Origin of the sequence: Nonomuraea sp. NPDC049784, assembly GCF_040659615.1 — a bacterium.
Taxonomy (GTDB): domain Bacteria; phylum Actinomycetota; class Actinomycetes; order Streptosporangiales; family Streptosporangiaceae; genus Nonomuraea.
This window is the reverse complement of the sequence record NZ_JBFAMX010000015.1, coordinates 1-25853: the sequence shown is the minus strand read 5'-3', so window position 1 is coordinate 25853 and position 25853 is coordinate 1. Positions and strand designations below refer to the sequence as shown.

Below are 25853 nucleotides of genomic sequence, written 5' to 3'. Positions count from 1 at the left end.
GATCCCGCAGCGCCGCGTGCCGCCCCCCTTCTCTTCAGGCCTCGGCCAGCTCGCGGGCGATGTCGAGGTGCCCGGCGTGCCGCATGTACTCCTCCAGGACGTGGAACATGATCCACCCCAGCGTCGGCGGCTCCTCGGGCGGCTGGAACCTGCCGATCCGCGAGGCCACGTCGGACAGGCTCGCCCCCGCCACGATCTGCCTGGACCGCTCGCACTGCACCAGGTAAACCTCCTTGACCTCCGCCGGCGACTCGGTCGCGACGAGCGCGCCCTCCTCGTCGCGGTCTCCATTCGGATTCGCCACCTGCTCGCCCGCGAAGTCCCACTGGAACCAGCGCCGCTCCACATTCGCCAGGTGCTTCAACATCGCCACCGGCGTCCATCCGGACGGCACCCGGCTCAACCCGGGCTCGGGAAACCCGTCCAGCTTGCGCAGGATCTCCTCCCGGTAATAGTCGAGATAGCCCTCCAGCAACTGGCGAGGGTCCGACAACTTCTTAGAAGGCTCACTCATGGGGAATGCTCCGGTAGGACGACGGGAACAATCTCCGGCGCGCCGAGCCTGATCGCGTCGGCCTCCTGGTCGGAGTCCTGCTCCTGCGAGCGGCGCTCGGCCTCGACGCGCTTGGCGTAGTATTCCACCTCCCGCTTCACCTGCTCGCCGTCCCAGTCGAGCGGCCCCGCCAGCAGTTCGGCCGCCTCCTGAGCCACGGCCAATCCGCGGTGGAAGGTCTCGATGGAGATGCGCGTGCGCCGGGTCAGCACGTCGTTGAGATGCCTGGCCCCCTCGTGGGTGGCGGCGTAGACGATCTCGGCGCGCAGGTAGTCGTCGGCCCCCGAGAGCGGCCTGCCCAGCGACGGGTCTTGCTCGACCAGTTCCAGCACCTCGTCGATCAGCGAGCCGTAGCGCTGCAGAAGGTGCTCGATCCTGGCCACGTGCAGCCCCGAGGTCTGGGCCAGGCGGTGCCTGGAGTTCCACAGCGCCTGGTAGCCCTCGGCGCCGGCGAGCGGGATGCGGTCGGTGCACGAGCTCGGCACCCGCAGGTCCAGCCCGTGCACCACCGCGTCCACCGCGTCCTTGGCCATGACCCGGTACGTCGTGTACTTGCCCCCGGCGATCATCACCAGGCCCGGCACCGGGTGGGCCACGACGTGCTCCCTGGACAGCTTGGACGTGTCGTCGGACTCGCCGTACAGCAGCGGCCGCAGCCCCGCGTAGACGCCTTCGACGTCGTCGCGGGTCAAGGGGGTGGACAGGACGGCGTTCACGTGGTCGAGCAGGTAGTCGATGTCCGCGCGGGAGGCGGCCGGGTGAACCTTGTCCAGCGTCCACTCGGTGTCGGTGGTGCCGATGATCCAGTGGCGCCCCCAGGGGATCACGAAGAGCACCGACTTCTCCGTACGCAGGATGATCCCGGTCAGCGAGTGGATCCGATCCCTGGGCACCACGAGGTGGATGCCTTTGGAGGCGCGTACGTGGATCTGGCCGCGACCGCCGACGAGCTGCTGGATGTCGTCGGTCCAGACGCCGGTGGCGTTCACCACCTGCTGGGCGCGTATCTCCAGTCCGTCCCCGAGCTCCAGGTCGCGCACGCGTACGCCGGTGACCCGCTCGCCTTCCCTCAGGAACCCCACCACCTGCGCCCGCGGCGCGATGCGGGCGCCGTACGTGGCGGCGGTGCGCAGCAGGGTCGTCACGTAACGCGCGTCGTCCACCTGCGCGTCCCAGTACTGTACGGCGCCCGTGAAGGCGGTCTTCTTCAACGCCGGGGCCAGCCGCAACGCCCGCGACCTGGACAGGTGCCGGTGGCCCGGCACGCCGCGGGTGATGCCGGTCGCGATGCCGAGCGTGTCGTAGAGCGCCACGCCCGCGCCGACGTACGGCCGCTCCCACACGAAGTGGGTCAGTGGGAAGAGGAACGGCACCGGCCTGACCAGGTGCGGCGCGATCCGCTGCAGCAGCAGCGCGCGCTCCTGCAGGGCCTCGCGCACCAGCTCGAAGTTGAGCTGCTCCAGGTAGCGCAGGCCGCCGTGGATGAGCTTGGACGAGCGAGAGGACGTACCGGAGGCGAAGTCCCTGGCCTCGACCAGGGCCACGTCGAGCCCACGGGTCGCGGCGTCGAGCGCGATCCCCGCACCCACGACACCGCCGCCCACCACGACCAGGTCGAAGTCCTGGGCGGCCATGCGCTCCAACGCCTCGGTCCGCTCCGCTGGCCCGAGCCGAGCCACGCACCTTGCCGGTGTCATATTTCCCCCTGGTACGGCTTCGTCGCCTGCGCTCCATACCTACCCTCGGGGCCCTTCCCCTGTAACGCCACCGCCCAGCCCGGTGCAGGCCCGCCCCGGCACCCCTCCTCCTCTGCGTCCTTCGGTGGAGGCCCGTTCGGGGCGGCCGTGCGCGGCGCTCACCCGACCCGCAACGCCCTCGAAAGAGACGACGGCGGGTCAGGCGCGGACGACCTTCACCCCGGCGTCCGTGAGCTCCCCAGCCAGCGCATCGGAGAGCTGAGCGTCGGTGACCAGCGTGTCGATCTGACCAACGGGGCAGATCCGCGAAAACGCCCGCTTGCCGATCTTGGAGGAGTCCGCCACCACGACGACCTGCGCCGCCCGGCTGATCAGCAGGTTGTTGACGCTGGCCTCTCCCTCGTGATGCGCCGAAGCGCCCACCTCGACGTCCAGCGCGTCCACGCCCAGGAACGCCACATCCAGCGTCACCTGCTCCAGCACCCCGGTCGCCAGGGGCCCGATGAGCTCGTACGACTGCTGCCTGGCCACCCCACCCGTCACCACGATCTTGACGTGCTGCCGGACGGTCAGCTCGGCCGCGATGTTCAGCGCGTTCGTGACGATCGTGAACCCGCTCTCCAGCGTCGACATCGTCGCCAGCGTGCGCGCCAGCTCCGACGTGGTGGTGCCGCCGTTGAGCCCCACCACGGCCCCGGGCGTCACCAGCTGGGCCGCCGCGTTGGCGATGCGGTGCTTCTCGTCGGCATGCCTGGCCGTCTTGTACCGCAGCGGCAGGTCGTAGCTCACGCTCTGCGCGACCGCCCCGCCCCGCGTGCGCATGAGCATCTGCTGCTGCGCGAGCTGGTCGAAATCCCGCCTGATCGTCGCGGTGGAGACGTCGAGCGCCTGGGCGGCCTCCTCCACCGACAGCCTGCCCTCCTGGGCCAGCAGCTCGAGGATGGCGTTCCAGCGGTCGTAGCGGGACACGAGGCCTCCTAGGGGCAATGGGGACAAGGGCAAGCCTGGCACAGCGGCCCAGGCCAGAGCCATCGGTGTCCATTAATGCACTTTCCTGGTATAAAACCAGCAGAAACAATCAATCGCCGGGAGGCAAAGGGTGACCACCCACACCGAAGCCGAGATCGCGTCCCAGCCGTCGTGCTGGCGCCGCGCCGTCGCGAGCGTTCCCGCCGACGCGTTGCCGCGCCAGGGCGAGCGGGTCGCCGTCGTCGGCTGCGGCACGTCGTGGTTCATCGCGATGGCGTACGCCGTGCTGCGCGAGCGGGCCGGGCACGGCGAGACCGACGCCTTCGCCGCCTCCGAGGCCCCCGTCGGCCGCTCGTACGACCGCGTGCTCGCCCTGACCCGTTCCGGCACCACGACCGAGGTGCTGGAGCTGCTCGCCAGGACGTCCACGAAGACCACGGCCATCACCGCCGACCCCAACACGCCGATCATGAAGGCCGCCGAAGAGGTCGTCGTGCTCGATTACGCCGACGAGCGGTCGGTCGTGCAGACCAGGTTCGCGACCACGCAGCTCGCCCTGCTGCGCGCCAGCCTCGGCGAGGACCTCACGCAGGCCATCGATGACGCCGAGGAGGCCCTGGCCACGCCGCTGCCGGACGAGCTGGTGAAGGCCGGGCAGTTCAGCTTCCTCGGCACCGGCTGGTCGGTCGGCCTGGCGCAGGAGGCCGCGCTGAAGATGCGCGAGGCGTCCCGCTCGTGGACGGAGGCGTACCCGGCGATGGAGTACCGGCACGGCCCGATCAGCATCGCCGCCCCCGGGCGCGTGACGTGGATGCTCGGCACCGCGCCCGAGGGCCTGCGCGGGCAGGTCGAGGAGACCGGCGGGACGTTCTTCGAGACCGCGCTCGACCCGATGGCCGAACTGATCAGGGCGCAGCGGGTGGCCGTCGCCAGGGCGTTCGCCCAAGGGCTGAACCCCGACGAGCCCATGCACCTCACGCGATCTGTGATCCTTTCTTCATGAGCCTTACTCTTGCCGACGCCAGGATCGTGACCCCTGAGGGAATCCACGAGGGGTGGCTGACCATCGAAGACGGCCGCATCACGCATGTCGGCCGCGGATCCGCCCCAGGTCAGGGCCTGAGCGTGGGCGGGCGGCACGTCATACCGGGGTTCGTGGACATCCACAACCACGGCGGGGCGGGCGGCTCGTTCCCAACCGGCGAGCAGGACAAGGCACGTGAGGCTGTCGAGCTGCACCGGCGCCACGGCACCACCACGACGATGGCCAGCCTCGTCACCGACTCGCTCGACGGCCTGACCCGGGCCGCGTCGGCGCTGGCCGAGCTGTGCGATGAGGGGCTGCTGGCCGGCATCCACTTCGAGGGCCCGTACATCTCCAAGGCCCGCTGCGGCGCGCACGACCCGACGCTGCTGCGGGAGCCGTCGCCGCGGGAGTTCGCGCAGCTGGTGAAGGCGGGGCGCGGGCACGTGCGCATGGTGACCATCGCGGCCGAGCTGCCCGGGGCGCTCGACACGATCCGCATGGCCGCCGCGGAAGGCGTGATCGCGGCGCTCGGCCACAGTGACGCCGACTACGACACGACGCTCCAAGGCATCGAGGCGGGCGCGAGCGTGGCCACCCACCTCTACAACGCGATGCCGCCGCTCGGCCACCGCGCGCCCGGCCCGGTGGCCGCGCTGCTCGACGACGAGCGGGTGACGGTCGAGCTGATCAACGACGGCGTGCACGTGCATCCGGCCATGCTGCGCCTGGCGTACGAGGTGGCGGGCCCCGGCAGGACGACGCTGATCACGGACGCGATGTCGGCCACCGGGCTCGGCGACGGCGACTACGTGCTCGGCCCCATGCGGGTGCGGGTGGACGACGGCGTGGCCAGGCTGGTCGAGGGCGGCTCGATCGCGGGGTCCACGCTGACCATGGACGTCGCGTTCCGGCGCAGCGTCCAGGAGGTCGGGATGTCGCTGCCCGACGCGGTCCAGGTGGCATCCCTGACGCCCGCGCGGGTGCTGGGGCTGGCCGACAGGATCGGCTCGATCGCCGTGGGCAAGGCGGCCGACCTGGTCGTGCTGTCCGACTCGCTGGAGGTGGCCGGAGTGATGAAGGACGGCGTCTGGGTCACGGAGCCCCGATGATCCTCACCGTTACGCTCAACGCCGCTCTCGATGTGACCTACCAGGTCCCTGACGTGGACTGGGACGGGGTCAACCGGGTCAGCGCGGTCCACAGACGGGCGGGCGGCAAGGGCGTCAACGTGGCCCGCGTGCTGGCCGCGCTCGGCCACGACGTGCTGGTCACCGGGCTGGCGGGCGGACCCACCGGGCAGGCGATCGAGGACGACCTGCGGGCGGCGGGCCTGCCCGGCGCGCTGTGCGCCATCGCCGCCGACTCCCGCACCACGCTGGCCGTCTCGGAGCAGCGCGGGACGCGCACCGCGCTGTTCAACGAGCCGGGACCCGAGGTCACCTCCGGCGAGCTGGCGGGCTTCGTGCGGCGCTACGAATCGCTGCTGGCCACCGCCGACGCGGTCGTGATCTCGGGCAGCCTCCCCCGGGGCGTCCCCGCCGACACCTACGCCAGGCTGGCCTCCATCGCCGCGGACCGCGGAGTTCCGGCAATCGTCGACGCCGACGGCGACCCCCTGCGCCACGCCCCCAAGGGCCGTCCCACCGTGGTCAAGCCCAACAAGGAGGAGCTCGCCAGGGCCGTGCCCGGCGGCAGCCCGGCCGAGGGCGCTCAGGCGCTGCGCAGCCAGGGCGCCGAGGCCGTGGTGGTGTCCATGGGTGCCGAAGGGCTGCTGGCGGTCACCAGGGAGGGAACGTTCACGGCGCGCATGCCGTACGAAGTGCAGGGCAACCCGACGGGGGCGGGCGACTCGCTCGTCGCCGGGCTGGCGCTGGGCCTGGTGGAGTCGGCGCCGTGGCCCGACAGCCTCCGGCGGGCGGCGGCGCTGGGCGCGGCCGCCGTGGCCGCGCCCGTGGCAGGCGACTTCGACCCCGACGTGTACGCCGACATACACCCCCAGATCATCATCACGTAAGGAGCACGTCATGCCCCTCGCCGCCATCGGCGACATCGTCAGCCAGTCCCCCGCAGGGGTGGGCGCGTTCAACGTGATCCAGCTCGAGCACGCCACCGCCATCGTGGCCGGCGCCGAGGCCCTGGGCCTGCCCGTCGTGCTGCAGATCAGCGAAAACTGCGTCCGCTACCACGGCGCGCTGGAGCCCGTCGCGCTGGCCTCCCTGGCGGTCGCCAGGCGCGCCGAGGTGCCGGTCGCCGTCCACCTCGACCACGCCACCGACCGGGCGCTCGTGGAGGAGGCGGTGGAGCTGGGCCTGGGCTCGGTCATGTACGACGCCTCGGCACTGCCCGACGAGGAGAACGTACGCTCGACCGCCGAGGTCGCCGCCTGGTGCCACGAGCGAGGCGTGTGGGTGGAGGCCGAGCTGGGCGAGGTCGGAGGCAAGGACGGTGTGCACGCCCCCGGCGCGCGTACCAAGCCACACGAGGCGGTCGACTACGTGACCAGGACCGGCGTGGACGCGCTGGCCGTGGCCGTGGGCACCTCCCACGCCATGACGACCAAGGACGCGGTGCTGGACCTGGAGCTCATCGCCGAGCTGCGGGCCGCGGTGCCGGTGCCGCTGGTGCTGCACGGCTCGTCAGGGGTGCCCGACGACGTGCTGCGCGAGGCCGTGCGGAACGGCATGAAGAAGATCAACATCGCGACGCACCTGAACAAGGCGTTCACCGGTGCCGTGCGCGACTACCTGGCCCACGACGAGCGTGTCGTCGACTCCCGCAAATACCTCAAGGCCGGGCGGGACGCGGTGGCCAGGGAGGTCAGCCACCTCCTTGGAGTCCTCACGGGGTGAGCTGCTTGCGCATCATCACCGCGGAGCGGCCCTCGACGCCCTGGCGGCCGGTCTCGACGTAGCCGAGCGACTCGTACAGTGCGATGTTGGCGGCCATCTTGACGTTCGTGTAGAGGCGCAGCGCGGGCAGCCCCAGCCTGCGCGCCTCCTCCTCGGCGTACGCCATGAGCGCGCGCCCGAGGCCCTCGCCCTGGCGGTCGGGGCGCACGGCGACGTTCTCCACCAGCAGGACGCCGTCCTCGGGGACGAGCACGATGAGCCCGTCGAGCTCGTCGGTGACGTGCACCCTGCCCGCGTCGATGAGCGCGGCGTAGTCGGCCTCCATCGGCAGCGGCCGCATGCCGATGACCTCGATCCACGGCGAGTAGGCGTCGTGCACCAAGCGTTCCACGACGGCCTTGTCGGCGCTCCCTGCCAGTCTCATGCGCCCAATGTTGCCAGCACGCGTTCGACCTGTCGCAGGAAGGTGCCCGGCGGATTGCGTGGGTGCTCGCGCGAGAGCAGGAACAACCAGACCATGGCATGCACCTTGCGGCATTCGCGCAGCCGCCGCTCCTCCCGCGGGTTCAGCTCGAACCGGTGGGCGATCTCCACCTCGCCGTCCACCCACATCGACACGTGCTCGGCCATCTCCGCCAGCTCGAAGGCCAGGTCGCTGCGGCCCGAGTCCTCGTAGTCGACGATGCGGACGCGTACGCCGTCCCACAGGAAGTTCGCCAGGTTGCCGTCGCCCGCCCCGAAGACGGGCGTGATCCCCGACTCGCCCGGCGACCAGCCCTCCAGCCACCGCAGGCCCTCCTTCACCGCCCGGTCCGCCAGCGGGTCCCTCGGCTCCCAGCTCGCGCCGCGCCGCCGTACCCAGTCGGCGACCGCCTCGAGCTGCCACGGGCGCAGCGGGACGGTCTGGAGCACGTCGGGCGGCACCGCCGTGTGCAGCTCGGTGAGCGCCTCGACCAGCGCCGCGACATGCACGGTCTTCGCGAGCAGCCCGCGCAGCGGCACCCCGTCGATCCGGGACATCGTCACCACGCCGTCCTCGTAGCCGATCGGCTCGGGGGCCAGGCCGGGGGCGTACTCGGCCAGCAGGTTCAGCGCGCGCCACTCGCGCTCGGCCGCGCCGGGCTTGCAGTCCATGTAGCGCTTGATGACCACGTCGCCGGCGAAGGCCAGCTCGTGCGTGTGGCGAAGGTCGGCCATGCCCGCATGCTAGGCCACGTCCATGATCACCAGGGCAGCGCGCGCCCGTCGCGGAAGAACCCTCCGGTGGGCCCGCCGTCCGGTAGATCGACCGCCCACAACACGCTCTTCGCGCCATCCGCGACCGGCCGCCCGCCGGGGCCGCCCATGTCGGTCGCGACCCACCCGGGGCAGACCGCGTTGACCAGAATCCCCTCGCCGCGCAGCTCGGCGGCGAGCATCTTGGTGAGCGCGTTCAGCGCGGCCTTGGAGACCGCGTAGGCAGGCGTCCCCGCCCCCATGGAGGCCAGCGACCCGGCCTCGCTGGAGACGTTCACCACCCGGCCGTGCTCGCTTGCCCGCAGCAGCGGCAGCAGCGCCTGCGTCACCCGCCACGCCCCCAGCAGATTCGTGTCCAGCGCCTCCTGTACGACGCCCAGATCCGCGCCGGAGGCCCGCTGCCAGGTGTCGTAGTGAATGGCCGCGTTGTTGACCAGCACGTCGACCCGCTCATGAGCCAGCTCGCGGGCGAACCTCTCGACGGACCCGGGATCGGACACGTCGAGCTGCCTGGCCTGCACCGCCCCGTGCAGCCCGGCGGCAGCCTTCTCGGCCTTCCGCAGGTCCCTGGCCGTCAGCACCACGGTGTCGCCGGCCAGCGCGAGCTGCCGGGCCACCTCGAGCCCGATCCCCCGGTTGGCCCCCGTGACCACGCAGATCCTCGTCATGACCCCGCCCGTCTCCGCAGGAAGTCCCGCTCCACCTCGTTGCCCGCCCGCGCGATCGCCGCCTCGTACGCGGCCGCGGCCTCCTCCTCGCACCCGAGCCGCCGCAGCAGATCGGCCCTGACCGCGTGGAACAAGTAGTAATCATCGGGCCCTCCGAGCAGCCCCAGCGCCGCTTCGGGCCCTTCTACCTCCGCCACGGCCACCGCCCGGTGCACCGCCACGACCGGCCCGGGATCGAACGCCGCCAGCAGGTCGTACAGCTGCACGATCTGCCGCCAGTCCGTGTCCTTCGCCGCCGTCGCGTCGCTGTGCACGGCGTTGATCGCGGCCTGGATCTGGTACGGGCCGGGCTCGTTGCGCCGCAGGCACCACCGGACGATCTCCTGCCCCTCCGCGATGAGCGCGCGATCCCACGACTCCCGGTCCTGCTCGGCGAGCGGCACCAGCTCGCCCCCTTCGGAGGTACGGGCCGCGCGCCGCGACTCGGTCAGCAGCATGAGCGCGATCAGCCCCATGACCTCGGGCTCGTCCGGCATGAGCTCCGCCAGCAGCCGGCCGAGCCGGATGGCCTCGGCACACAGGTCCTCCCGGACCAGCCGATCGCCGGAGCTGGCCGTGTACCCCTCGTTGAAGATCAGGTAGACCACGGCCAGCACCGCCCGCAGCCGTTCGGGCAGGTCGGCCTCCTCCGGGACCCGGTACGGGATCCGGGCACCGCGGATCTTGCTCTTCGCCCTGACCAGGCGCTGCGCCATGGTCGGCTCCGGCACCAGGAACGCGCGGGCGATCTCCGTCGTCGTCAGCCCGCCGAGCAGCCGGAGCGTGAGAGCGACCCGCGCATGCGTGGCGAGCGCGGGGTGACAGCAGGTGAAGATCAGCCGCAGCCGGTCGTCGTGTACGGCCCCCACGTCCTGGGGCTCGCCGGCGGCCTGCAGCAGCGCGGCCTGCGCGTATTTGCCAGGCCGCGCCGACTCCCTGCGCAACCGGTCGATGGCCCGGTTACGTGCGGTCGTGATGATCCATCCCGCTGGGCTCGGCGGCACCCCGGAGGACGGCCACTGTTTCACCGCCACACTGAAGGCCTCCTGCACCGCCTCCTCGGCGACGTCGATGTCGCCGAAGACCCGCACGAGCACGGCGACCGCCCTGCCGTACTCCTCGCGGAACACCCGCTCGACCGCGGCCTCCGGCATGAGCGTCAGCGCTGGATCGGAGCCACCACGACCTCGACCCGCTGGAACTCCTTGATGTCCGAGTAGCCGGTGGAGGCCATGGTCCGCTTCAGCGCGCCCATCAGGTTCATCGAGCCGTCCGCCACGCTCGACGGCCCGTGCAGGATCTGCTCGAGCGTGCCCACCGTGCCGAACTCGACCCGCCGCCCACGCGGCAGGTCCGGGTGGTGCGCCTCCGAGCCCCAGTGGAACCCGTGGCCGGGGGCCTCGGCCGCCCGGGCCAGCGGCGAGCCCACCATCACGGCGTCAGCCCCGCAGGCGATGGCCTTGGCGATGTCGCCGGAGGTGCCCATGCCGCCGTCGGCGATCACGTGCACGTAACGCCCGCCCGACTCGTCCATGTAGTCGCGCCGCGCCGCCGCCACGTCGGAGATCGCGGTGGCCATCGGCACGGCCACCCCCAGCACGTTGCGGGTCGTGTGAGAGGCGCCGCCGCCGAAGCCCACCAGCACGCCCGCCGCGCCCGTGCGCATGAGGTGCAGGGCCGCGGTGTACGTCGCGCAGCCGCCCACGATGACCGGCACGTCGAGCTCGTAGATGAACTGCTTGAGGTTGAGCGGCTCGGCCCGGCCCGACACGTGCTCAGCCGACACGGTGGTGCCGCGGATGACGAAGATGTCGACGCCGGCGTCGATCACGGCCTTGTGGTACTGGACCGTGCGCTGCGGGGACAGCCGCACAGCGGCGGTCACGCCGGAAGCACGGATCTCCTCGATCCGCCGGCCGATCAGCTCCTCCTGGATGGGGGCCGCGTAGATCTCCTGGAGCCGCTTGGTGGCCGCCGCCGCGTCGAGGGCGGCGCACTCCTCCAGCAGCGGAGAGGGGTCCTCGTACCGCGTCCAGAGCCCTTCGAGGTCGAGCGGCGCGAGACCGCCGAGCCGGCCGATCTCGATCGCGGTGGCCGGCGACACCACGCTGTCCATGGGGGCGACCACTACCGGCAACTCGAACCGGTAGGCGTCGATCTGCCAGGCGATCGAGACCTCCTCCGGGTCCCGGGTGCGCCGCGAGGGAACCAGGCCGATCTCGTCAAGCGAATACGCCCGCCGCCCGGTCTTACCCCGGCCGATCTCCACCTGCTGAGTCATGAACTTACCTTCTGTGATAGTTCGGAGCTTCCACGGTCATCTGGATGTCGTGGGGGTGGCTCTCCTTGAGGCCCGCCGACGTGATCGGCATGAGCTGCCCGTCGGTGTGCATCTGCACGATCGTGCGGCAGCCGGCGTACCACATGCCCTGGCGCAGGCCCCCGACGAGCTGGTGGGCGACCGCCGCGACCGGGCCGCGGTAGGGCACCTGGCCCTCGATGCCCTCGGGGATGTACTTGTCCTCGCCGCCGACGTCGGCCTGGGCGTAGCGGTCCTTGCTGAAGGAGGTGCCGCCGCGCTCGCGGTTGCGCACGGCGCCGAGCGACCCCATGCCGCGATACGACTTGAACTGCTTGCCGTTGATGAAGATCAGCTCACCCGGGGACTCCTCGCACCCGGCGAGCAGCGAGCCAAGCATGACCGTGTCCGCGCCGGCCGCGATGGCCTTGACGATGTCGCCGGAGTATTGGAGGCCGCCGTCGCCGATGACCGGCACGCCCGCGGGCCCGCACGCCCTGGAGGCCTCGTAGATGGCCGTGACCTGCGGCGCGCCGACCCCGGCCACCACCCGCGTGGTGCAGATCGAGCCGGGCCCGACCCCCACCTTGACCGCGTCCGCTCCCGCGTCGACCAGCATCTGCGCCCCGGCCCTGGTCGCGATGTTGCCGGCGACGACCTCGACCTTGCTGTTGGCCTTGATCTTGCCGACCATGTCGGCCAGGCCCTTGGAGTGACCGTGGGCCACGTCGACGACCACCACGTCGACGCCGGCCTCGATCAGCGCCTTGGCCCGCAGCTCGGCGTCGCCACCGACGCCGACGGCCGCCCCCACGATCAACCGGCCGTCGGCGTCCTTGGTGGACAGCGGGTACTGCTCGCTCTTGGTGAAGTCCTTGACCGTGATCAGGCCGCGCAGCCTGCCGTCGGAGTCGACCAGGGGCAGCTTCTCGATCTTGTTCTGCCTCAGCAGGGCGAACGCCTCGTCGCGCGACACGCCCACCGGGGCGGTGACGAGCGGCATCTTGGTCATGACCTCGCGTACGAGGCGGGACTGGTCCGTCTCGAAGCGCATGTCGCGATTTGTCACGATCCCGAGCAGCGTGCCGTCCACGTCCGTCACGGGCACACCCGAGATCCGGTACGTGCCACAGAGCCGCTCGACGTCGGCCAGCGTGTCGTTGGGGCTGCAGGTCACCGGGTTGGTCACCATGCCGGCCTCGGACCGCTTGACCAGGTCGACCTGCTGGGCCTGCTCCTCGACCGACAGGTTGCGGTGCAGGATGCCGATGCCGCCCTGGCGGGCCATGGCGACCGCCATGCGGGCCTCGGTGACGGTGTCCATGGCCGCGGAGACCAGCGGGATGGACAACGTGATGTTGCGGGACAGGCGGGAGCTGGTGTCGGCCTCGCCTGGTTGCAGGTCTGAATATGCGGGCACCAGCAGCACGTCATCGAAGGTCAAACCCATCTCGGTGAACTTGGACATGCTGCGGCCCCCTCCTGCCGTTGCTCTGATTGAGCCAAGTCTAGGCCCTGCCTCCAAACCGCGCCCCAGCGCCCACGCCCACGCCAATCTCGAGCCCCGCACACCCCGGACCCGGCTACGCCCGCACCCCCGCGGCGCCTCACTCCACCGCCCCTCACAGCGCCGTCGCCCCGCCATTCACCCAAAAGGGTCCTCAGTCGATGCCGGAAGGGATGCCGGGAGCACGATGACCCCCACGGCCCGTCGTACCCCCGGCATGAAAAGTGCCGGGGGATGGGCCGGTCGGTGATCCGTCCCATCCCCCGGCCACCGGCACCCGGGTGAGGCAGCGCCCTACGCCACCGAACCCCCCTCCGCGTCCTGATGGCCGGTGCCACCACAACCCTCGCAGGATGCCGACGCTAGGTAAAGAGTGCGTTACTCAACGGCACAACGCAATGTGAAAAGGTGAAAGTGCACGAAGTTGCACTTCGCCTCCGCCTAGTCACAGCAACGGGGGGACACGAGCCCAATGCGGGGTTATTCTCACGGCACGCCCGTGTCCCCCCGCCGGAGCCGCCCCAAATGCGCAACCATCCCCGTACAGTGTCTGATCCTTTTGAGACACTGGGCCTCGACTCGGCGCAGACCGCGCTGTACTCCGCGGTACTGCGCCTGCACCGAGCGACCCTCACCGATCTCGCCCAGGCCATGGACGGTCCCGTCGAGAAGGTCGGCCGCCAGCTGAATGACCTCGTCAAGCTGGGCGTGGTCGACGAGCAGTCGGGGGAATACCTGGCCAGACACCCCGCGGCGGCCCTGGGCAGGGTGATCGCCGAGCGGCTCGACCGGCTGGCGGAGGAGAGCCGCAGGATCGACACCGCGCTCGGCTCTATCCGGTCGCTGATCCGCGACTATGACGCCGGGCGCGACTACCAGAGCGGCCCCTTCACTGTGGAGATGGTGAACGGGGCGGACGTGCTGTACGAGAGCGTGGTCGGCATAGCCGTACAGTCCCCGCCAATGGAATTAATGACCGCGCTTCCTGACGAGCGCACGATGACAGACTTTGCCCGGAAATTTGCGGATCCGTGGATTGATGCGCAGAAACGAAAACTTCTCACGGTTCATGCGATCATCCCGGTATCGACCTTGGTTTTGCCCGGCGTACGCGACCAACTCATGCGCCTGCTCGAGACGGGCGGCAAGGTACGCACGCTGGACCGGGTGCCGAGCTGGTTCATGACCGCGGGGTCGGAGGTCGCGGGCCTGCCCCCGTTCTGGGGCGGCAACCTGCCCGATCACGCGTACAACTTCTATCTCATACGCACGCCGATCGTCGTGGGCCTGCTCCGGGCGCTGTTCAGAGAGCTGTGGGCCAGGGCCGTGCCGCTGCCGTGGGGCCGCAGGAGCGAGGGGATGGTCCAAGTCCTCCGTCTGGCGGCCCAGGGCATGTGCGACGACTCCATAGCCCGCCAGCTAGGGGTTTCGGTCCGAACGGTCAGGGCGAGGTTCGCGGACGCCATGACGGAGTTGGGTGCTCAATCACGCTTCCACGCAGGTGTGGAAGCCGCCCGGCGCGGATGGCTGAGGTAATGTCCACCGCTCAGGCCGCTTCGGTCATATGGTGGGAAGGTGCTGGAAGACGTCCCCCGCGACCCGTTCGCGGACGACCCGAACGACCCTTCCTCGGCGATGGGCGCGCTCGACGACGCCGAGCCACTCACCGCGGCCGAGCGTGACGAGGCCATCACGGACCTCGCCGACGTCGAGGTCTTTCGTTCCCTGCTAGAGCCGCAGGGAGTGCTGGGTCTCGTACTCGACTGCCCTGAATGCGGCGAGCAGCACTTCTTCGACTGGGAGCTGCTGCGCGGCAACCTACGACAAATGATCGAGAAGGGCCAGCCGCAGGTCCACGAGCCGGCCTTTCACCCGGACCCGGCGGACTATGTCAGCTGGGAGTACGCCAGAGGCTATGTCGACGGCGTCATCGACACGGAGGAGCGCCGCTGACCGACATCATCGAGCAGCGCGGCCAGCAACCGCACTGCTGGATCGCCTGAGTCAGGCGTCTCTCCACGACCGAGCGCATCGAGCAGCGCGTCGGTCTCTTCCTCTGGCGTCAAGCCGACTCCAGCTCGGCCATCTGCCGCAACCTGGCCAGCGCCCGATGCTGGGCGACGCGTACTGCACCCGGTGACATACCGAGTACATTACCGGTCTCCTCAGCAGACAATCCCGATACCACCCGCAACAGCAGCAACTCGCGCTGATTATCGGGCAGCCTGGCCAGCAGCCTGCGCGCGTGCTCGACCTCTATGTAGCGGACCACCGTCTCCTCGGGCCCCGGCCCGTCGTCCGGGCCGTCGGGCAGATCCTGAGTCGGTACGGCCGAGCGCACCGAACTCCGCAGCGCGTCGGCCACTTTGTGCGAGGCGATCCCGAACACGAAGGAGGCGAACGGCCGCCCCATATCCCGGTATCGCGGCAGCGCGAACAGGACCGCGATGCACACCTCCTGGGCTACGTCATCGGCAATGTGATATTGCCCTGAAACCCTGCCCAGCCTGGCGCGGCAATACCGCACCACCATCGGACGCAACTCACCGAGCAGGGATTCGATCGCAGTGCGATCTCCCTGCACGGCGAGGCTCGTCAGTTCCCTAAGGTCGGAGTCATCCGTCCGTGCCGGAAGTCTCGACGCGAGCCTTACCCCAATTTTGGCGTCGGCGACGCTTCCCTCGCTCACGATAGGCATGATGCCCGCACTGATCCGGCCTGTCGTCATGGCGAACGGCTACGGATTGGTCACATTGAAGCGACGATAACCAGCAGTAATCGATTGACCACACTAAGCCTTAACCGTTGACATAATATTTCACCTCATAACCCGGAATGCGCGATAATTGTCAGACCCCCGACGCTTATCCCTCACTTCCGGTTTACTCCAATAATCCACCTTTTCCCCCACTTCCCCCCAAACGCCGTGAGCCGATCCCAGACTCCAAGGGGGTAGCAAGGGTTGCCCAGGACGCCCCGGGGAACCGCATGGCCCTCCGCAGGGGATGCGCTTCGCGCGAGCCGGCTCCAGACGGCCCCTCCCAGGGAGGCAAGCCCCCTTTCGATCCCCCCGAAGGCGAGGTGCTCGCAGAGGGGCGCCACGCGCGCCGGGAGCTCGGGTAGCGCCCTGTGGGGGCGAGCTCCCACACCCCCAGGCGGACACGACCACCGCGGTGCCGCGAGGTGATGGAGCAGGAGCCGCGCGTCATGGCTCGGGTAGCCGCAGCGGGTCTGAAGAGCCTCGGGGCGAACCCCGCATGAGCCGCACGCCTCAAGAGCCTCCGTACGAACCCGAGATGAGCCGCACGCCCGAAACCCCGCCGTACGAACCCGGCATGCTCAACACGCCCGAATAGCCGCCAGGCACGGGTCTCGCCAGTCGGCTCGTCGCTCTCTACCCGGCCGCCTTCCGCGAGCGCTGGGGTCCGACTTGGAGGTCGAGATCCGGGCCGCGGGCATCCGGCCGTGGCCGAGCCTGGCCGCAGGCGTCGCCGACATGTGGCTGCACCCGCGACGCTCCCGCGTACCTGGCCGGTCAGCGTGGTGGGGCGCGTACCAGTGGCCGTGACCAGCTCAGAGACGGTACGGGCCAGGTTGGCCAGGGCGTTGATATCTGAGGCGGCCAGTTCCGCACAGGGCTTCGGACCCCGCAAAAGCCGCACGGCCCGCACCCCTGAGGGTGCGGGCCGTGACGAGAGAAGGGGGACGGGTCAGTGGCCGTGGCCGTGACCGTGACCCTGGCCGGCGGCCGGGGCCTCCTCCTCAGGCTTTTCGACGACGAGCGCCTCAGTCGTGAGCAGCATGCCCGCGATCGACGCCGCGTTCTGCACCGCGGAGCGCGTGACCTTCACCGGGTCGATGACACCCTGCGCGATCAGGTCGCCGTACTCGCCGGTCGCGGCGTTGAAGCCGTGGCCGGCCTCCAGCTCGGCGACCTTGTGCGTCACCACGTAGCCCTCGCGACCGGCGTTCTCGGCGATCCAGCGGGCCGGCTCGACCAGCGCGCGGCGGACGACGCCGACACCCGTGGCCTCGTCGCCCGACAGGCCGAGGTCGTCGAGAACCTTGGAGACGTGGATCAGCGCGGAACCACCGCCGGAGACGATGCCCTCCTCGATCGCGGCGCGCGTCGCGGAGATCGCGTCCTCGAGGCGGTGCTTCTTCTCCTTCAGCTCCACCTCGGTGGCGGCGCCGACACGCAGCACGCACACACCGCCGGCGAGCTTGGCCAGGCGCTCCTGCAGCTTCTCGCGGTCCCAGTCGGAGTCGGACTGCTCGATCGCGAGCCTGATCTCCTTGACGCGGTCCTCGATGGCCGCCTGGTCACCGGCGCCGTCGACGATGGTGGTGTTGTCCTTCGTGACGACGACGCGGCGGGCCTGGCCGAGCACCTCGAGACCGACGTGCTCCAGCTTGAGGCCGACCTCCTCGCTGACGACCTGGCCGCCGGTGAGGATGGCGATGTCCTGCAGCATCGCCTTGCGGCGGTCGCCGAAGCCCGGGGCCTTGACGGCCACGGAGGTGAACGTGCCGCGGATCTTGTTCGTCACCAGGACGGCCAGGGCCTCGCCCTCGACGTCCTCGGCCACCACGAGCAGCGGCTTCTTCGTCTGGGCGATCTTCTCCAGCAGCGGCAGGAAGTCCGCGATGGAGGAGATCTTGCCCTGGGTGAGCAGGATGTAGGCGTCCTCGAGGACGGACTCCATCCGCTCGGGGTCGGTCACCATGTACTGGGAGACGTAGCCCTTGTCGAACTGCATGCCCTCGGTGAACTCGAGCTCCATGCCCATGGCGTTGGACTCTTCGACGGTGAGCACACCGTCCTTGCCCACCTTGTCGAACGCCTCGGCGATCAGGTCGCCGATCTGCGCGTCCTGAGCGGAGATCGTGGCGACGTTCGCGATCTCCTTCCTGTCCTCGACCGGACGGGCGCTGGCGAGCAGCCTGTCGCTGATCTCCTTGGCGGCCTTGTCGATGCCGCGCTTGAGCGACAGCGGCGAGGCGCCGGCGGCCACGTTGCGCAGGCCCTCGCGGACCATGGCCTGGGCCAGGACGGTCGCGGTGGTGGTGCCGTCGCCCGCGATGTCGTTGGTCTTGGTGGCAACTTCCTTGGCGAGCTGGGCGCCGAGGTTCTCGTAGCGCTCCTCCAGCTCGATCTCACGAGCGATGGTCACACCGTCGTTCGTGATCGTCGGCGCACCGAACTTCTTGTCGATGACGACGTTGCGGCCACGCGGGCCGAGGGTTACCTTCACGGCGTCCGCGAGGGCGTTCACACCGCGCTCGAGCGCGCGGCGGGCGTCCTCGTCGAACTCCAGGATCTTCGCCATTGCTGAAAGTCCTCTCCTAGCGTCGAAAGCCCCGGCCGCCCTCAAGAGCGCCCGGGGCCCGACACACCGGCTTACTTCTCGATGATCGCGAGAACGTCGCGGGCGGAGAGCACGAGGTACTCCTCGCCGCCGTACTTGACCTCGGTGCCGCCGTACTTGCTGTAGAGGACGATGTCGCCCTCAGAGACGTCGAGCGGAATCCGCTTGTCGCCGTCCTCGTCCCAGTTGCCCGGACCCACCGCGAGGACCCTGCCCTCTTGCGGCTTCTCCTTCGCGGTGTCTGGGATGACCAGGCCGGATGCGGTTGTCTGCTCGGCCTCAAGCGGCTGAACCACAATGCGGTCGCCGAGCGGCTTAACGGGAACCTTAGTGGCGGTCGTCACGATCGGACCTCCCCTTCAGATTTGAATGATCTAGAAGAGGCGACCAGCTGGGCCTGCCGTCGCGGGTGTCAGACCTGCCTCGTCGCACGTTGGCACTCTCAAGGGGAGAGTGCCAACAGGAAACATATGCAAGAGGGGCTTGACAGTCAACACGAACGCGTCTGCTGAGAGCGATAAGCACCCCAACTGTGCCCGTTCCACACTACGTCGACGGTCCGACTCGCTCGGGCGTGGCGCTAACGTCGGGTGATGTGGACCTCGACGCCTTCAACGAGCTGCTGACCCCGCGCGGACAGCGAGCCCTCGCGGAGGCCGGGGAGCTGGTGGGCGCGGATCCGGTCGCGGCCGCCACGAAGCTGCGCAAGACGTACGACGCGGCCCTCACCTCCGCCGCGCTGACCCAGGCCGGGCTGAGGGAGCGCGCCAGGGCCAAGTTCGGCGAGGACGCCGAGCGTATGTACTTCACGCCGCACGGCCTGGAGCAGTCCACCCGGGCAGAGGTCGCCGAGCACCGCGCCCGCCGTCTGGCCCGATCATGGCCGAATCCGCCCCGCGTGGTCGACGCCTGTTGCGGCATCGGCGGCGACTTCCTCGCGCTGGCCCGCGCCGGCTCCACCGTGACCGCCGTGGACACCGACCCGCTGACCGCCGCCGTAGCCAGGGCCAACGCTGAGGCGCTCGGGCTGGGCGGCGGAGTGACGGTGTCCGTGACGGACGCGGCCGACGTCCGGCCGGAGGCGTACGACGTGCTGTTCGCCGACCCGGCCAGGCGGACGAGCAGAGGCAGGACATTCGACCCCATGGCCTACTCCCCGCCCTGGCCGGTGGTGCTCGACCTGATCTCGAGGGCCGCCCGCGCATGCGTCAAGGTCGCCCCGGGCATCCCGTACGAGTTCATCCCGGGCGGCGCCGAGGCCGAGTGGGTCTCGTACAAGGGCGAGGTCAAGGAGGCCGCGCTCTGGACCGGCCTCCCTGGGGCCGAGCGGCGCGCCACCCTGCTGCCCGGCGGGCACACGCTGACCGCCACAGGAGCCGAGGCCCCGGTCGGCCCCGTCGGCAGGTACGTCTACGAGCCGGACGGCGCGGCCATCCGGGCACACCTCGTGGGTGAGGTGTCCGAAATGGTGAACGGACGCCTGCTCGACCCGATGATCGCCTACATCACCGGCGACAATCCGATCGACACCCCATGGGCAACCAGATACGAAATAACAGACGTTCTTCCATTTTCGCTGAAAAAGCTGCGCGCGCTACTCCGTGAGCGGCGAATCGGCAATGTCACCATCAAGAAGCGTGGCTCTGCTGTCGACATCGAACGCCTCCGGTCAGACCTCCGACTAAATGGCGAAAAATCCGCGGTAATCATCCTTACCAGGATCATCGATAAGCCATCAGTCATCATCTGCGACACCGCCCTACCTGCATGAACCCTGACATTCTTCCGTTAACGACGATCTTTCAATTCGCCGCTGACGGACCTTGATCGAAAGACTAAGGTGGGCGGGCGGGAGTGCTCCCCCTGACGCGGTTAACCGCGTTCTCGCTCTTTCAATCTGCAAATCGGACCTATCCCCACCGCTGCGCGGCAGACCGTCGGCGAGCCAAAGGAGCTTTCGGTGGACCATTCCAACCACACCACCCTTCTCCAGGCAGGAGGCCAATCCGGCATCTCCGAGAGGATGCGGGATCTGCTCGCGCGTGCCGCACAGGATCACGTGTACGAGCAGCGCACACAGGGGGCAGTACTAGACGAGATCCGCCAGCGGCTCGAAGGCATGGAATGGCTCCTGCGCGAGGTGCGCGAGCGCGAGCTCGGCGGCCTCAGCGGCACGCTGCACGCGGTCAGCGGGCGGCTCGACGACATCGCCGCCAAGCCCCCGATGTGGGCGGAGGGGCTGGCCCAGCACGTCGAGGCGGTGCGCGACCACGTGGACGCCGTCGGGGAGAAGGTGGGCCACGTGGACGTCCACCTCGGCCCCGTGGCCGAGCTGCCGAGCCTGTGGGCCGACCTGGGCACGGTGGGCGAGAGTGTGGACGAAGCCCTCAACCGCCTGCAATCGGTGCTCGACTCCACCGATGGCATCACGAGGGGAATGTCCGACTTCGCCACCAAGCTGGCCACCCTCAACACCAGCATGGAGGCCGCGGCGAGCCGCTTCACCAGGCTCGACAAGTCGATGGCCGAGCTGACCACCCGTACTGATCGGGTCGAGGTCGTGGTCACCGACATGTCAGAGCACCTGACGGCCCGGCTGAGCGAGCAGGACCAGCATCTGGCCACACGCCTGGACGAAACCGACGAGCGCCTGAGCACGAGGCTCGACGCAACGGACCAGCGCCTGAGCGCGAGACTGGGCGAGACCGACCAGCGCCTGACCAAGAGACTCGACCAGACCGACCAGCGGCTCACCATCCGGATGGACGAGACCGACCAGCGCCTGGCCACCAGCCTTGTCGAGGCGGACGAGCGGCTCGCCAGCCGCCTCAAGGAGTCCGACGACCAGCTCTCCTGCCTCCTGTCCGACGTCGAGCTCCGGCTCACCACCAGGCTCGACGAGGCCGACCAGCACCTCGCCGTCCAGCTCGGAGAGAGCGAGCAGCGCCTCAGCGCCAGGCTCAGCGGCGTGGACGCCCGGCTCGACCGGGTGGAGGGCAAGCTCACGGGCCTCGACTCCAGGCTCACCGGGTTCGACAGCCGGCTGGAGTCTGCCGACGAGTGCCTGGCCGACATCGACACCAGGCTCGACGGGCTCGACGGCAGGATGGGCGGCGTCGACAAGCGGCTCACGTCCGTGGACAGCCAGCTCAGCGGGGTCGACAAGCGGCTGGGCACGGTGGACGGCCACCTGGGCCGCCACGACGACAGGTTCGACGCTCTCGACGTACGCATCGACGCCCGCTTCACCGCGCTCGATGATCGCATGGTGACGAGCGACCAGCGGCTCAACGAGACGGCCACCCGCAACGAGGGCCGCTTCAACAAGCTCGACACCCAGATCGACGCCATCGACGAGCGCCTGATCGAGGCCGAGGAGCACCTGAGCAGCCGCTTCGACGGCATCGACACCCGCTTCAACGGGCTCGACACCCACATGAACGGCCTGGCCGCCCGCGCCGAGCAGACCGGCGCGCACCTGGAGTCCGTCGACGACCGCATCGAGGCCGTCAGTGAGCGCGTGGGCCGGCTCCCGGACGCTCTGGCCACTCAGGGCGAGCTGCTCCAGACGCACACGGGAGACCAGGCAGAACGCCTAGCCGCCGCCACGAACGTCCTCACAGAGCTCGTCACGTCCCGCCCCGACCGCGACCAGCTCGCCGAGACGGTCACCGGCATCGTCCAGCCTGCCGCCGACGACCTCACCAAGCGCCTGGGCGCCCTGGAGGAGACCATGCTGGCCCTGGCCGAGGCCCTGCTACGCCCGAGCCGAACCAAGGACTGAAGGGCCGTCGGACAGGACCGGGGGCGTAGGCAGCCCCCGTCCTGTGCGCGCCGGCCGTCCGCACGCGGATCCGGCAGGAAAACGGCAGAGCGAAGCGTGAGCTCGGGTGGACTCCCGTCTACCCGAGCGTGCGGGAGGGGCTCACACGTGGACTGTCGTGATCGGCAGCGACGAGTCGGCGGGGATCTCCAGGGTCGAAGGGGAGATCCCCGCCGTGACCAGGTTGGAGCCCAGGGCGGCGACCATGGCGCCGTTGTCGGTGCACAGCCCCGGGCGGGGCACCCGCAGGCGCACGCCGGCCGCGTCGCACCGCTCCTGGGCCAGCGCGCGCAGCCGCGAGTTGGCCGCCACGCCGCCCCCGATCAGCAGGTCGTGCACGTCGTACTTCCGGCACGCCTGCAGCGCCTTGCGGGTCAGCACGTCCACCACGGCCTCCTGGAACGAGGCGGCCACGTCGGGCACGTGGACGGACTGCCCTGACGCCTCGCGGGCCTCGACCCAGCGGGCCACGGCCGTCTTGAGCCCTGAGAAGGAGAAGTCCAGCGTGCCGTCGTCGAGCTTGCCGCGCGGGAACGCGATGGCCGTGCCCGAGCCGTCGCGGGCGGACCTGTCGATGTGCGGCCCGCCGGGGAACGGCAGCCCCAACACCCGTGCGACCTTGTCGAACGCCTCACCGGCCGCGTCGTCGACCGTCGAGCCGAGCGAGATCACGTCCTGGGCCACGTCGGGCACCAGCAGCAGCGACGAGTGGCCGCCCGACACCAGCAGGGCGATGCACGGCTTGGGCAGCGGCCCGTGCTCGAGCTGGTCGACGGCGACGTGAGCGGCCAGGTGGTTGACACCGTAGAGGGGGACGCCGAGGCCGAGCGCGTAGGACTTGGCCGCGGCCACCCCCACCAGCAGCGCGCCCGCCAGCCCGGGGCCCGCGGTGACGGCGATGGCGTCGATGTCGGAGAACTTCAGGCCCGCCTCGGCCAGCGCCGCCTCGACGGTCGGCGTCATGGCCTCCAGGTGGGCGCGAGAGGCCACCTCGGGCACCACGCCGCCGAAGCGCGCGTGCTCTTCCATGCTGGAGGCGATCGAGTTGGCCAGCAGGGTGTGGCCCCTGACGATGCCGATGCCGGTCTCGTCGCAGGAGGTCTCGATGCCCAGGACCAGGGGTGCGTCAGTCACCAAGCTTCCTTCTCATCATGATCGCGTCGGTGCCGTCGTCGTAGTAGCGGCGGCGGGTGCCGATCTCCTCGAACTCGTAATGCCGGTAAACCGCCTGCGCCTGCGGGTTGTCGGCGCGTACCTCCAGGAAGATCTCCCGCGCCCCCCTGCGCTGTGCCTCGGCCAGCAGCTCGGTCAGCATCGCGCCGCCGATGCCCGTGCCACGGTACTGCTCGAGCACCGCGATGGTCTGCACGTCGGCCTGGTCGGCCGCGGCGGCGAGCCCCGCGTACGCGACGATCTTGTCGTCCACGAGCACCACCACGTAGTGGCGCGAGCGCGGCACGTCGGCCAGCTCGCCACGCATCATGCCCTCGCTCCACGCGTCGAGCGGGAACGTGGCCTGCTCGATCGCCATGACCGCCGGCAGGTCGGCCTCGGTCATCTGCCTGATCTTCACGCCGTCACCCTCTTGGGCGCCCCGGGCACCACGGCGTCGGGCCTGCGCAGGTAGATCGGGCGCGGCGGGCCGAGCGGCGTGCCCTCGGAGAGGCGCTCGGCCGCCAGCGCGGCCAGGGCTCCCGCGTACGGGTACGGTGGCGCGTCGTTCGTCCCGAGGATCTCCGCGTAGAGCGCGGCGCCGGCTCCCACGACCGGCACTCCCTCCACCGGCACGTCGGCGGGCCGGTCGATGAAAGGCCCGTCGAGCCTGGTGCGCATATTGGAGTATCGCGCCCAGAACACCTCTTTGCGCCGCGCGTCGGTGGCCACCAGGAACGGCTCGGCCAGCCCGCTGCCGTAGGCGACCGCGTCGAGCGTGCACACGCCGTACGCGGGCACGCCCAGCGTGGTGGCGAGCCCCTGCGCGGTCATCAACCCCACGCGCAGCCCGGTGTAGGGGCCGGGGCCGCTGCCGGCCACGATGGCGCTCACGTCGCGCAGCGTCGCGCCCGCCTCGCTCACGACACGTTCGATGGTGGGCACGAGCAGCTCGCCGTGACGCCGGGCGTCGATCGTCGTGTGCTCGGCGAGCACCCGCTCGCCGTCGTGGAGCGCGGCGGTGACGGCGGGTGTCGCGGTATCAAAGGCCAGGACCAGCACGGCTGTCTAGCCTACCCGCCGAACAGGTCAGGCCCAGCCCGTATGCACTTATGCCCAGCCCGTACGGCGCTTGAGCCAGTCGAGCGCCACGACCCCCTGAGCCCGCTGGAACGCCCTGACCGTGGGCAGCCCCGGCGGGTCAGGCAGCCGCGCGTGCTCCACGAAGTATCCCGTGAGAGCGGCCACCATCGCGGTCACGGCGGGATCGGGATCGGTGAATAGCTCGTGCGGCATCGGCCCGCCCTGCATGCCGATCGACGGCAGCATGCACACCAGATCCACCCAGGGCGCGCCCACGCAGGCCCATGGCCAGTCCACGAGGTAGACGTGATCTCCGGCGAGCAGGATGTTGTCGGCCCGCAGGTCGCCGTGGACCAGCGTGTCGCCCGCCGCCTCGGCGGTCCAGCCGGACTCCAGCTCGGCGAGCTCCTCCAGGTGGCGCGCCACCCACGGGTCGAGCCCGTCGGCGCCCTCCTCCAGCAGGTTGCGCCAACCGTGGAAGGACGCGCCCAGGGTCTCTCCGATCGGCGGCAGATCGATCGGAGACGGGGTGAGCGCGGCCGACATCCGTTCGACGGCGTCGAGCACCAGGTCGAGCTGGTCACGCCGCCACGGCATCTCGGGGTGCTCCCCTTCGACGTCCTCGAAGACCAGCGTGACCCAGCCCTCCAGCTCGAACCCGGTCAGCAGCCTGGGGGCGGGAACCGACTCCGGCAGGGCCGCGGCGATCCTGAGCTCGTCGCGGTAGAGGCGGACGGAGTCGGGGTTCGGCTCGGGGCCGACGGCCTTGACGAAAGCGCGCCTGCCGTTCTCCGTGCGGAGCCGTACCGCGGCCGCCGGGGAGAAGCCTCCCGGCTGGGTGACCGCCTCGGCCACGCGCCCGCCCAGGAACTCCTCCACCGCCGTGCGCACCTGCGGGTGCACCTCGTGCCAGGGCACCCGTACGCCGGACGCGGGCGGATTCGTGTCTACGCTCATGCCTCTATGGTCTCGGGGGGTGCAAGCCGTTTTCAGGCTTTGGAGGCGTACACGATGATGTTGTCCACATACTCGCCCTTGGCGTAGTCGAACTTGCCGCCGCACGTGACCAGCTTGAGCCCGTCATCGACGTACACGCGTCTGCTGGGGAAGCTGTCCTTGTGGACCTGCTCGATCGAGTCGACCTTGAAGCTCACGACCTTGCCGTCACTGCGCTCGACCTTGACGGTCTCGCCCTTGCGTAACTGCCTGAGCCGGTAGAACACGGCGGGGGCCGTCTTGGTGTCGACATGGCCGATGATCACCGAGGCGCCCTTCTCGCCTGGCACGGCGCTGCCGGAGTACCACCCGGCCACCTTCGGCTTCTCGTACGGCGGCAGCTCGACCTCGCCGTCCTTCGACAGCCCGAGCTTCATCAGCGGCGCCTCGAGGTCGATCGCGGGGATGTCGATGCTTTTGGGCACAACACCCGCGGTAGGGGTGGTGGTGGTCGTCTGCATGCTCTTGCCGAACGCGACAAGCACGAGGCCCGTGGCGGCGCCCGCGAGCACGCCCGCGCTGGCGAACGACAAGACCTATCGCTCCTTCGAGAAGGCATGGCTGGCCGGGCTCAACGGGCCCGCCC

25 protein-coding genes are annotated in these 25853 nt (G+C 70.0%); 8 read left to right on the top strand and 17 right to left on the bottom strand.

Annotated elements, in window-relative coordinates:
• Positions 1-34 precede the first annotated feature (34 nt).
• The 3 genes from AB0J09_RS06510 to AB0J09_RS06500 form a co-directional block, all read right to left on the bottom strand.
• Positions 35-514, bottom strand: a complete 480-nt coding sequence (locus tag AB0J09_RS06510; protein WP_360686129.1) for a DinB family protein — start codon at positions 512-514, stop codon at positions 35-37.
• Complete coding sequence (locus AB0J09_RS06505) at positions 511-2250, bottom strand: glycerol-3-phosphate dehydrogenase/oxidase (RefSeq protein WP_360686126.1); 1740 nt, start codon at positions 2248-2250, stop codon at positions 511-513. The genes AB0J09_RS06510 and AB0J09_RS06505 overlap by 4 nt, the downstream gene beginning before the upstream one ends.
• Positions 2251-2448: 198 nt before the next feature.
• A complete protein-coding gene (locus AB0J09_RS06500; RefSeq protein ID WP_360686123.1) occupies positions 2449-3219 on the bottom strand; it encodes a DeoR/GlpR family DNA-binding transcription regulator in 771 nt (256 codons plus the stop codon).
• Between the two features lie 130 nt (positions 3220-3349).
• Here AB0J09_RS06500 and AB0J09_RS06495 point away from each other — a divergent pair, with 130 nt between their 5' ends.
• From AB0J09_RS06495 to AB0J09_RS06480, 4 genes are read left to right on the top strand one after another with little or no spacing between them, the layout of a single operon-like run.
• Positions 3350-4222 (top strand): sugar isomerase, encoded by an 873-nt coding sequence (locus AB0J09_RS06495; protein ID WP_360686120.1) that lies wholly within the window; start codon positions 3350-3352, stop codon positions 4220-4222.
• Positions 4219-5355: an N-acetylglucosamine-6-phosphate deacetylase gene (gene nagA, locus AB0J09_RS06490; protein WP_360686117.1), complete on the top strand. Its 1137-nt coding sequence runs from the start codon at positions 4219-4221 to the stop codon at positions 5353-5355. Before AB0J09_RS06495 ends, nagA begins: the two co-directional genes overlap by 4 nt.
• The gene (locus AB0J09_RS06485) at positions 5352-6260 is read left to right on the top strand and encodes a 1-phosphofructokinase family hexose kinase (protein WP_360686114.1); all 909 of its coding nucleotides are present in this window, start codon (positions 5352-5354) and stop codon (positions 6258-6260) included. The genes nagA and AB0J09_RS06485 overlap by 4 nt, the downstream gene beginning before the upstream one ends.
• Positions 6261-6270: 10 nt before the next feature.
• The gene (locus AB0J09_RS06480) at positions 6271-7095 is read left to right on the top strand and encodes a class II fructose-bisphosphate aldolase (protein WP_360686111.1); all 825 of its coding nucleotides are present in this window, start codon (positions 6271-6273) and stop codon (positions 7093-7095) included.
• On the opposite strand, the gene AB0J09_RS06475 is transcribed toward AB0J09_RS06480, so the two are convergent.
• The 6 genes from AB0J09_RS06475 to guaB are packed head-to-tail and all read right to left on the bottom strand — an operon-like array spanning position 7085 to position 12805.
• On the bottom strand, positions 7085-7519 hold the full coding sequence (locus AB0J09_RS06475; RefSeq protein ID WP_360686108.1) for a GNAT family N-acetyltransferase: 435 nt from the start codon (positions 7517-7519) through the stop codon (positions 7085-7087). The two genes, AB0J09_RS06480 and AB0J09_RS06475, sit on opposite strands and share 11 nt — an antisense overlap.
• Positions 7516-8292, bottom strand: a complete 777-nt coding sequence (locus AB0J09_RS06470) for a phosphotransferase (RefSeq protein ID WP_360686105.1) — start codon at positions 8290-8292, stop codon at positions 7516-7518. The genes AB0J09_RS06475 and AB0J09_RS06470 overlap by 4 nt, the downstream gene beginning before the upstream one ends.
• Positions 8293-8318: 26 nt before the next feature.
• Positions 8319-8999, bottom strand: a complete 681-nt coding sequence (locus AB0J09_RS06465) for an SDR family oxidoreductase (protein ID WP_360686102.1) — start codon at positions 8997-8999, stop codon at positions 8319-8321.
• Positions 8996-10192 carry a sigma-70 family RNA polymerase sigma factor gene (locus AB0J09_RS06460; protein WP_360686099.1) on the bottom strand — a complete coding sequence of 399 codons (1197 nt, stop codon included), beginning with the start codon at positions 10190-10192 and terminating at the stop codon, positions 8996-8998. The genes AB0J09_RS06465 and AB0J09_RS06460 overlap by 4 nt, the downstream gene beginning before the upstream one ends.
• A gap of 5 nt (positions 10193-10197) precedes the next feature.
• Positions 10198-11319 (bottom strand): GuaB3 family IMP dehydrogenase-related protein, encoded by a 1122-nt coding sequence (locus AB0J09_RS06455; RefSeq protein ID WP_360686097.1) that lies wholly within the window; start codon positions 11317-11319, stop codon positions 10198-10200.
• Positions 11320-11323: 4 nt separating this feature from the next.
• Complete coding sequence (guaB, locus tag AB0J09_RS06450) at positions 11324-12805, bottom strand: IMP dehydrogenase (RefSeq protein ID WP_360686095.1); 1482 nt, start codon at positions 12803-12805, stop codon at positions 11324-11326.
• A gap of 585 nt (positions 12806-13390) precedes the next feature.
• On the opposite strand from guaB, the gene AB0J09_RS06445 reads away from it, so the two are divergent.
• Positions 13391-14380: a LuxR C-terminal-related transcriptional regulator gene (locus tag AB0J09_RS06445; RefSeq protein ID WP_360686092.1), complete on the top strand. Its 990-nt coding sequence runs from the start codon at positions 13391-13393 to the stop codon at positions 14378-14380.
• Between the two features lie 39 nt (positions 14381-14419).
• Positions 14420-14797 carry a DUF5319 domain-containing protein gene (locus AB0J09_RS06440; protein ID WP_090930411.1) on the top strand — a complete coding sequence of 126 codons (378 nt, stop codon included), beginning with the start codon at positions 14420-14422 and terminating at the stop codon, positions 14795-14797.
• 109 nt (positions 14798-14906) lie between these two features.
• On the opposite strand, the gene AB0J09_RS06435 is transcribed toward AB0J09_RS06440, so the two are convergent.
• From AB0J09_RS06435 to groES, 3 genes are all read right to left on the bottom strand, one after another.
• A complete protein-coding gene (locus AB0J09_RS06435; protein ID WP_360686220.1) occupies positions 14907-15542 on the bottom strand; it encodes a sigma-70 family RNA polymerase sigma factor in 636 nt (211 codons plus the stop codon).
• 1012 nt (positions 15543-16554) lie between these two features.
• A complete protein-coding gene (gene groL, locus AB0J09_RS06430) occupies positions 16555-18174 on the bottom strand; it encodes a chaperonin GroEL (protein ID WP_360686089.1) in 1620 nt (539 codons plus the stop codon).
• Between the two features lie 71 nt (positions 18175-18245).
• Entirely contained in the window at positions 18246-18560 is a 315-nt protein-coding gene (gene groES, locus AB0J09_RS06425) for a co-chaperone GroES (protein WP_205315022.1), read from the bottom strand.
• Between the two features lie 248 nt (positions 18561-18808).
• Between groES and AB0J09_RS06420 the strand changes: the two genes are divergently transcribed.
• The gene (locus tag AB0J09_RS06420; protein ID WP_360686086.1) at positions 18809-19984 is read left to right on the top strand and encodes a class I SAM-dependent methyltransferase; all 1176 of its coding nucleotides are present in this window, start codon (positions 18809-18811) and stop codon (positions 19982-19984) included.
• A 189-nt stretch (positions 19985-20173) separates the two neighbouring features.
• Positions 20174-21997, top strand: coding sequence for a hypothetical protein (locus AB0J09_RS06415; protein ID WP_360686083.1), 1824 nt, complete (start codon positions 20174-20176; stop codon positions 21995-21997).
• Between the two features lie 141 nt (positions 21998-22138).
• Here the strand turns inward: AB0J09_RS06415 and tsaD are convergent, their stop codons facing one another.
• Genes tsaD through AB0J09_RS06390 form a run of 5 tightly spaced genes read right to left on the bottom strand, consistent with a single transcriptional unit; the run spans position 22139 to position 25800 of the window.
• Positions 22139-23170 (bottom strand): tRNA (adenosine(37)-N6)-threonylcarbamoyltransferase complex transferase subunit TsaD, encoded by a 1032-nt coding sequence (gene tsaD / locus AB0J09_RS06410; protein WP_360686080.1) that lies wholly within the window; start codon positions 23168-23170, stop codon positions 22139-22141.
• Entirely contained in the window at positions 23163-23594 is a 432-nt protein-coding gene (gene rimI / locus AB0J09_RS06405; protein ID WP_360686217.1) for a ribosomal protein S18-alanine N-acetyltransferase, read from the bottom strand. Before rimI ends, tsaD begins: the two co-directional genes overlap by 8 nt.
• Positions 23595-23605: 11 nt before the next feature.
• Complete coding sequence (tsaB, locus tag AB0J09_RS06400; RefSeq protein ID WP_360686077.1) at positions 23606-24250, bottom strand: tRNA (adenosine(37)-N6)-threonylcarbamoyltransferase complex dimerization subunit type 1 TsaB; 645 nt, start codon at positions 24248-24250, stop codon at positions 23606-23608.
• 48 nt (positions 24251-24298) lie between these two features.
• Positions 24299-25228, bottom strand: coding sequence for an aminoglycoside phosphotransferase family protein (locus AB0J09_RS06395; protein ID WP_360686074.1), 930 nt, complete (start codon positions 25226-25228; stop codon positions 24299-24301).
• A gap of 32 nt (positions 25229-25260) precedes the next feature.
• Complete coding sequence (locus AB0J09_RS06390; RefSeq protein WP_360686071.1) at positions 25261-25800, bottom strand: class F sortase; 540 nt, start codon at positions 25798-25800, stop codon at positions 25261-25263.
• Positions 25801-25853 lie beyond the last annotated feature (53 nt).

What these genes read in the sequence shown, in the direction of transcription:
- AB0J09_RS06470 (WP_360686105.1), bottom strand. Translation starts at nt 8,292, where the DNA reads ATGGCCGACCTTCGCCACACGCACGAGCTGGCCTTCGCCGGCGACGTG.
- AB0J09_RS06505 (WP_360686126.1), bottom strand. Translation starts at nt 2,250, where the DNA reads ATGACACCGGCAAGGTGCGTGGCTCGGCTCGGGCCAGCGGAGCGGACC.
- AB0J09_RS06485 (WP_360686114.1), top strand. Translation starts at nt 5,352, where the DNA reads ATGATCCTCACCGTTACGCTCAACGCCGCTCTCGATGTGACCTACCAG.
- AB0J09_RS06460 (WP_360686099.1), bottom strand. Translation starts at nt 10,192, where the DNA reads ATGCCGGAGGCCGCGGTCGAGCGGGTGTTCCGCGAGGAGTACGGCAGG.
- groL (WP_360686089.1), bottom strand. Translation starts at nt 18,174, where the DNA reads ATGGCGAAGATCCTGGAGTTCGACGAGGACGCCCGCCGCGCGCTCGAG.
- AB0J09_RS06475 (WP_360686108.1), bottom strand. Translation starts at nt 7,519, where the DNA reads ATGAGACTGGCAGGGAGCGCCGACAAGGCCGTCGTGGAACGCTTGGTG.
- AB0J09_RS06455 (WP_360686097.1), bottom strand. Translation starts at nt 11,319, where the DNA reads ATGACTCAGCAGGTGGAGATCGGCCGGGGTAAGACCGGGCGGCGGGCG.
- AB0J09_RS06435 (WP_360686220.1), bottom strand. Translation starts at nt 15,542, where the DNA reads ATGCCTATCGTGAGCGAGGGAAGCGTCGCCGACGCCAAAATTGGGGTA.
- guaB (WP_360686095.1), bottom strand. Translation starts at nt 12,805, where the DNA reads ATGTCCAAGTTCACCGAGATGGGTTTGACCTTCGATGACGTGCTGCTG.
- AB0J09_RS06510 (WP_360686129.1), bottom strand. Translation starts at nt 514, where the DNA reads ATGAGTGAGCCTTCTAAGAAGTTGTCGGACCCTCGCCAGTTGCTGGAG.
- nagA (WP_360686117.1), top strand. Translation starts at nt 4,219, where the DNA reads ATGAGCCTTACTCTTGCCGACGCCAGGATCGTGACCCCTGAGGGAATC.
- AB0J09_RS06480 (WP_360686111.1), top strand. Translation starts at nt 6,271, where the DNA reads ATGCCCCTCGCCGCCATCGGCGACATCGTCAGCCAGTCCCCCGCAGGG.
- rimI (WP_360686217.1), bottom strand. Translation starts at nt 23,594, where the DNA reads ATGACCGAGGCCGACCTGCCGGCGGTCATGGCGATCGAGCAGGCCACG.
- AB0J09_RS06465 (WP_360686102.1), bottom strand. Translation starts at nt 8,999, where the DNA reads ATGACGAGGATCTGCGTGGTCACGGGGGCCAACCGGGGGATCGGGCTC.
- AB0J09_RS06395 (WP_360686074.1), bottom strand. Translation starts at nt 25,228, where the DNA reads ATGAGCGTAGACACGAATCCGCCCGCGTCCGGCGTACGGGTGCCCTGG.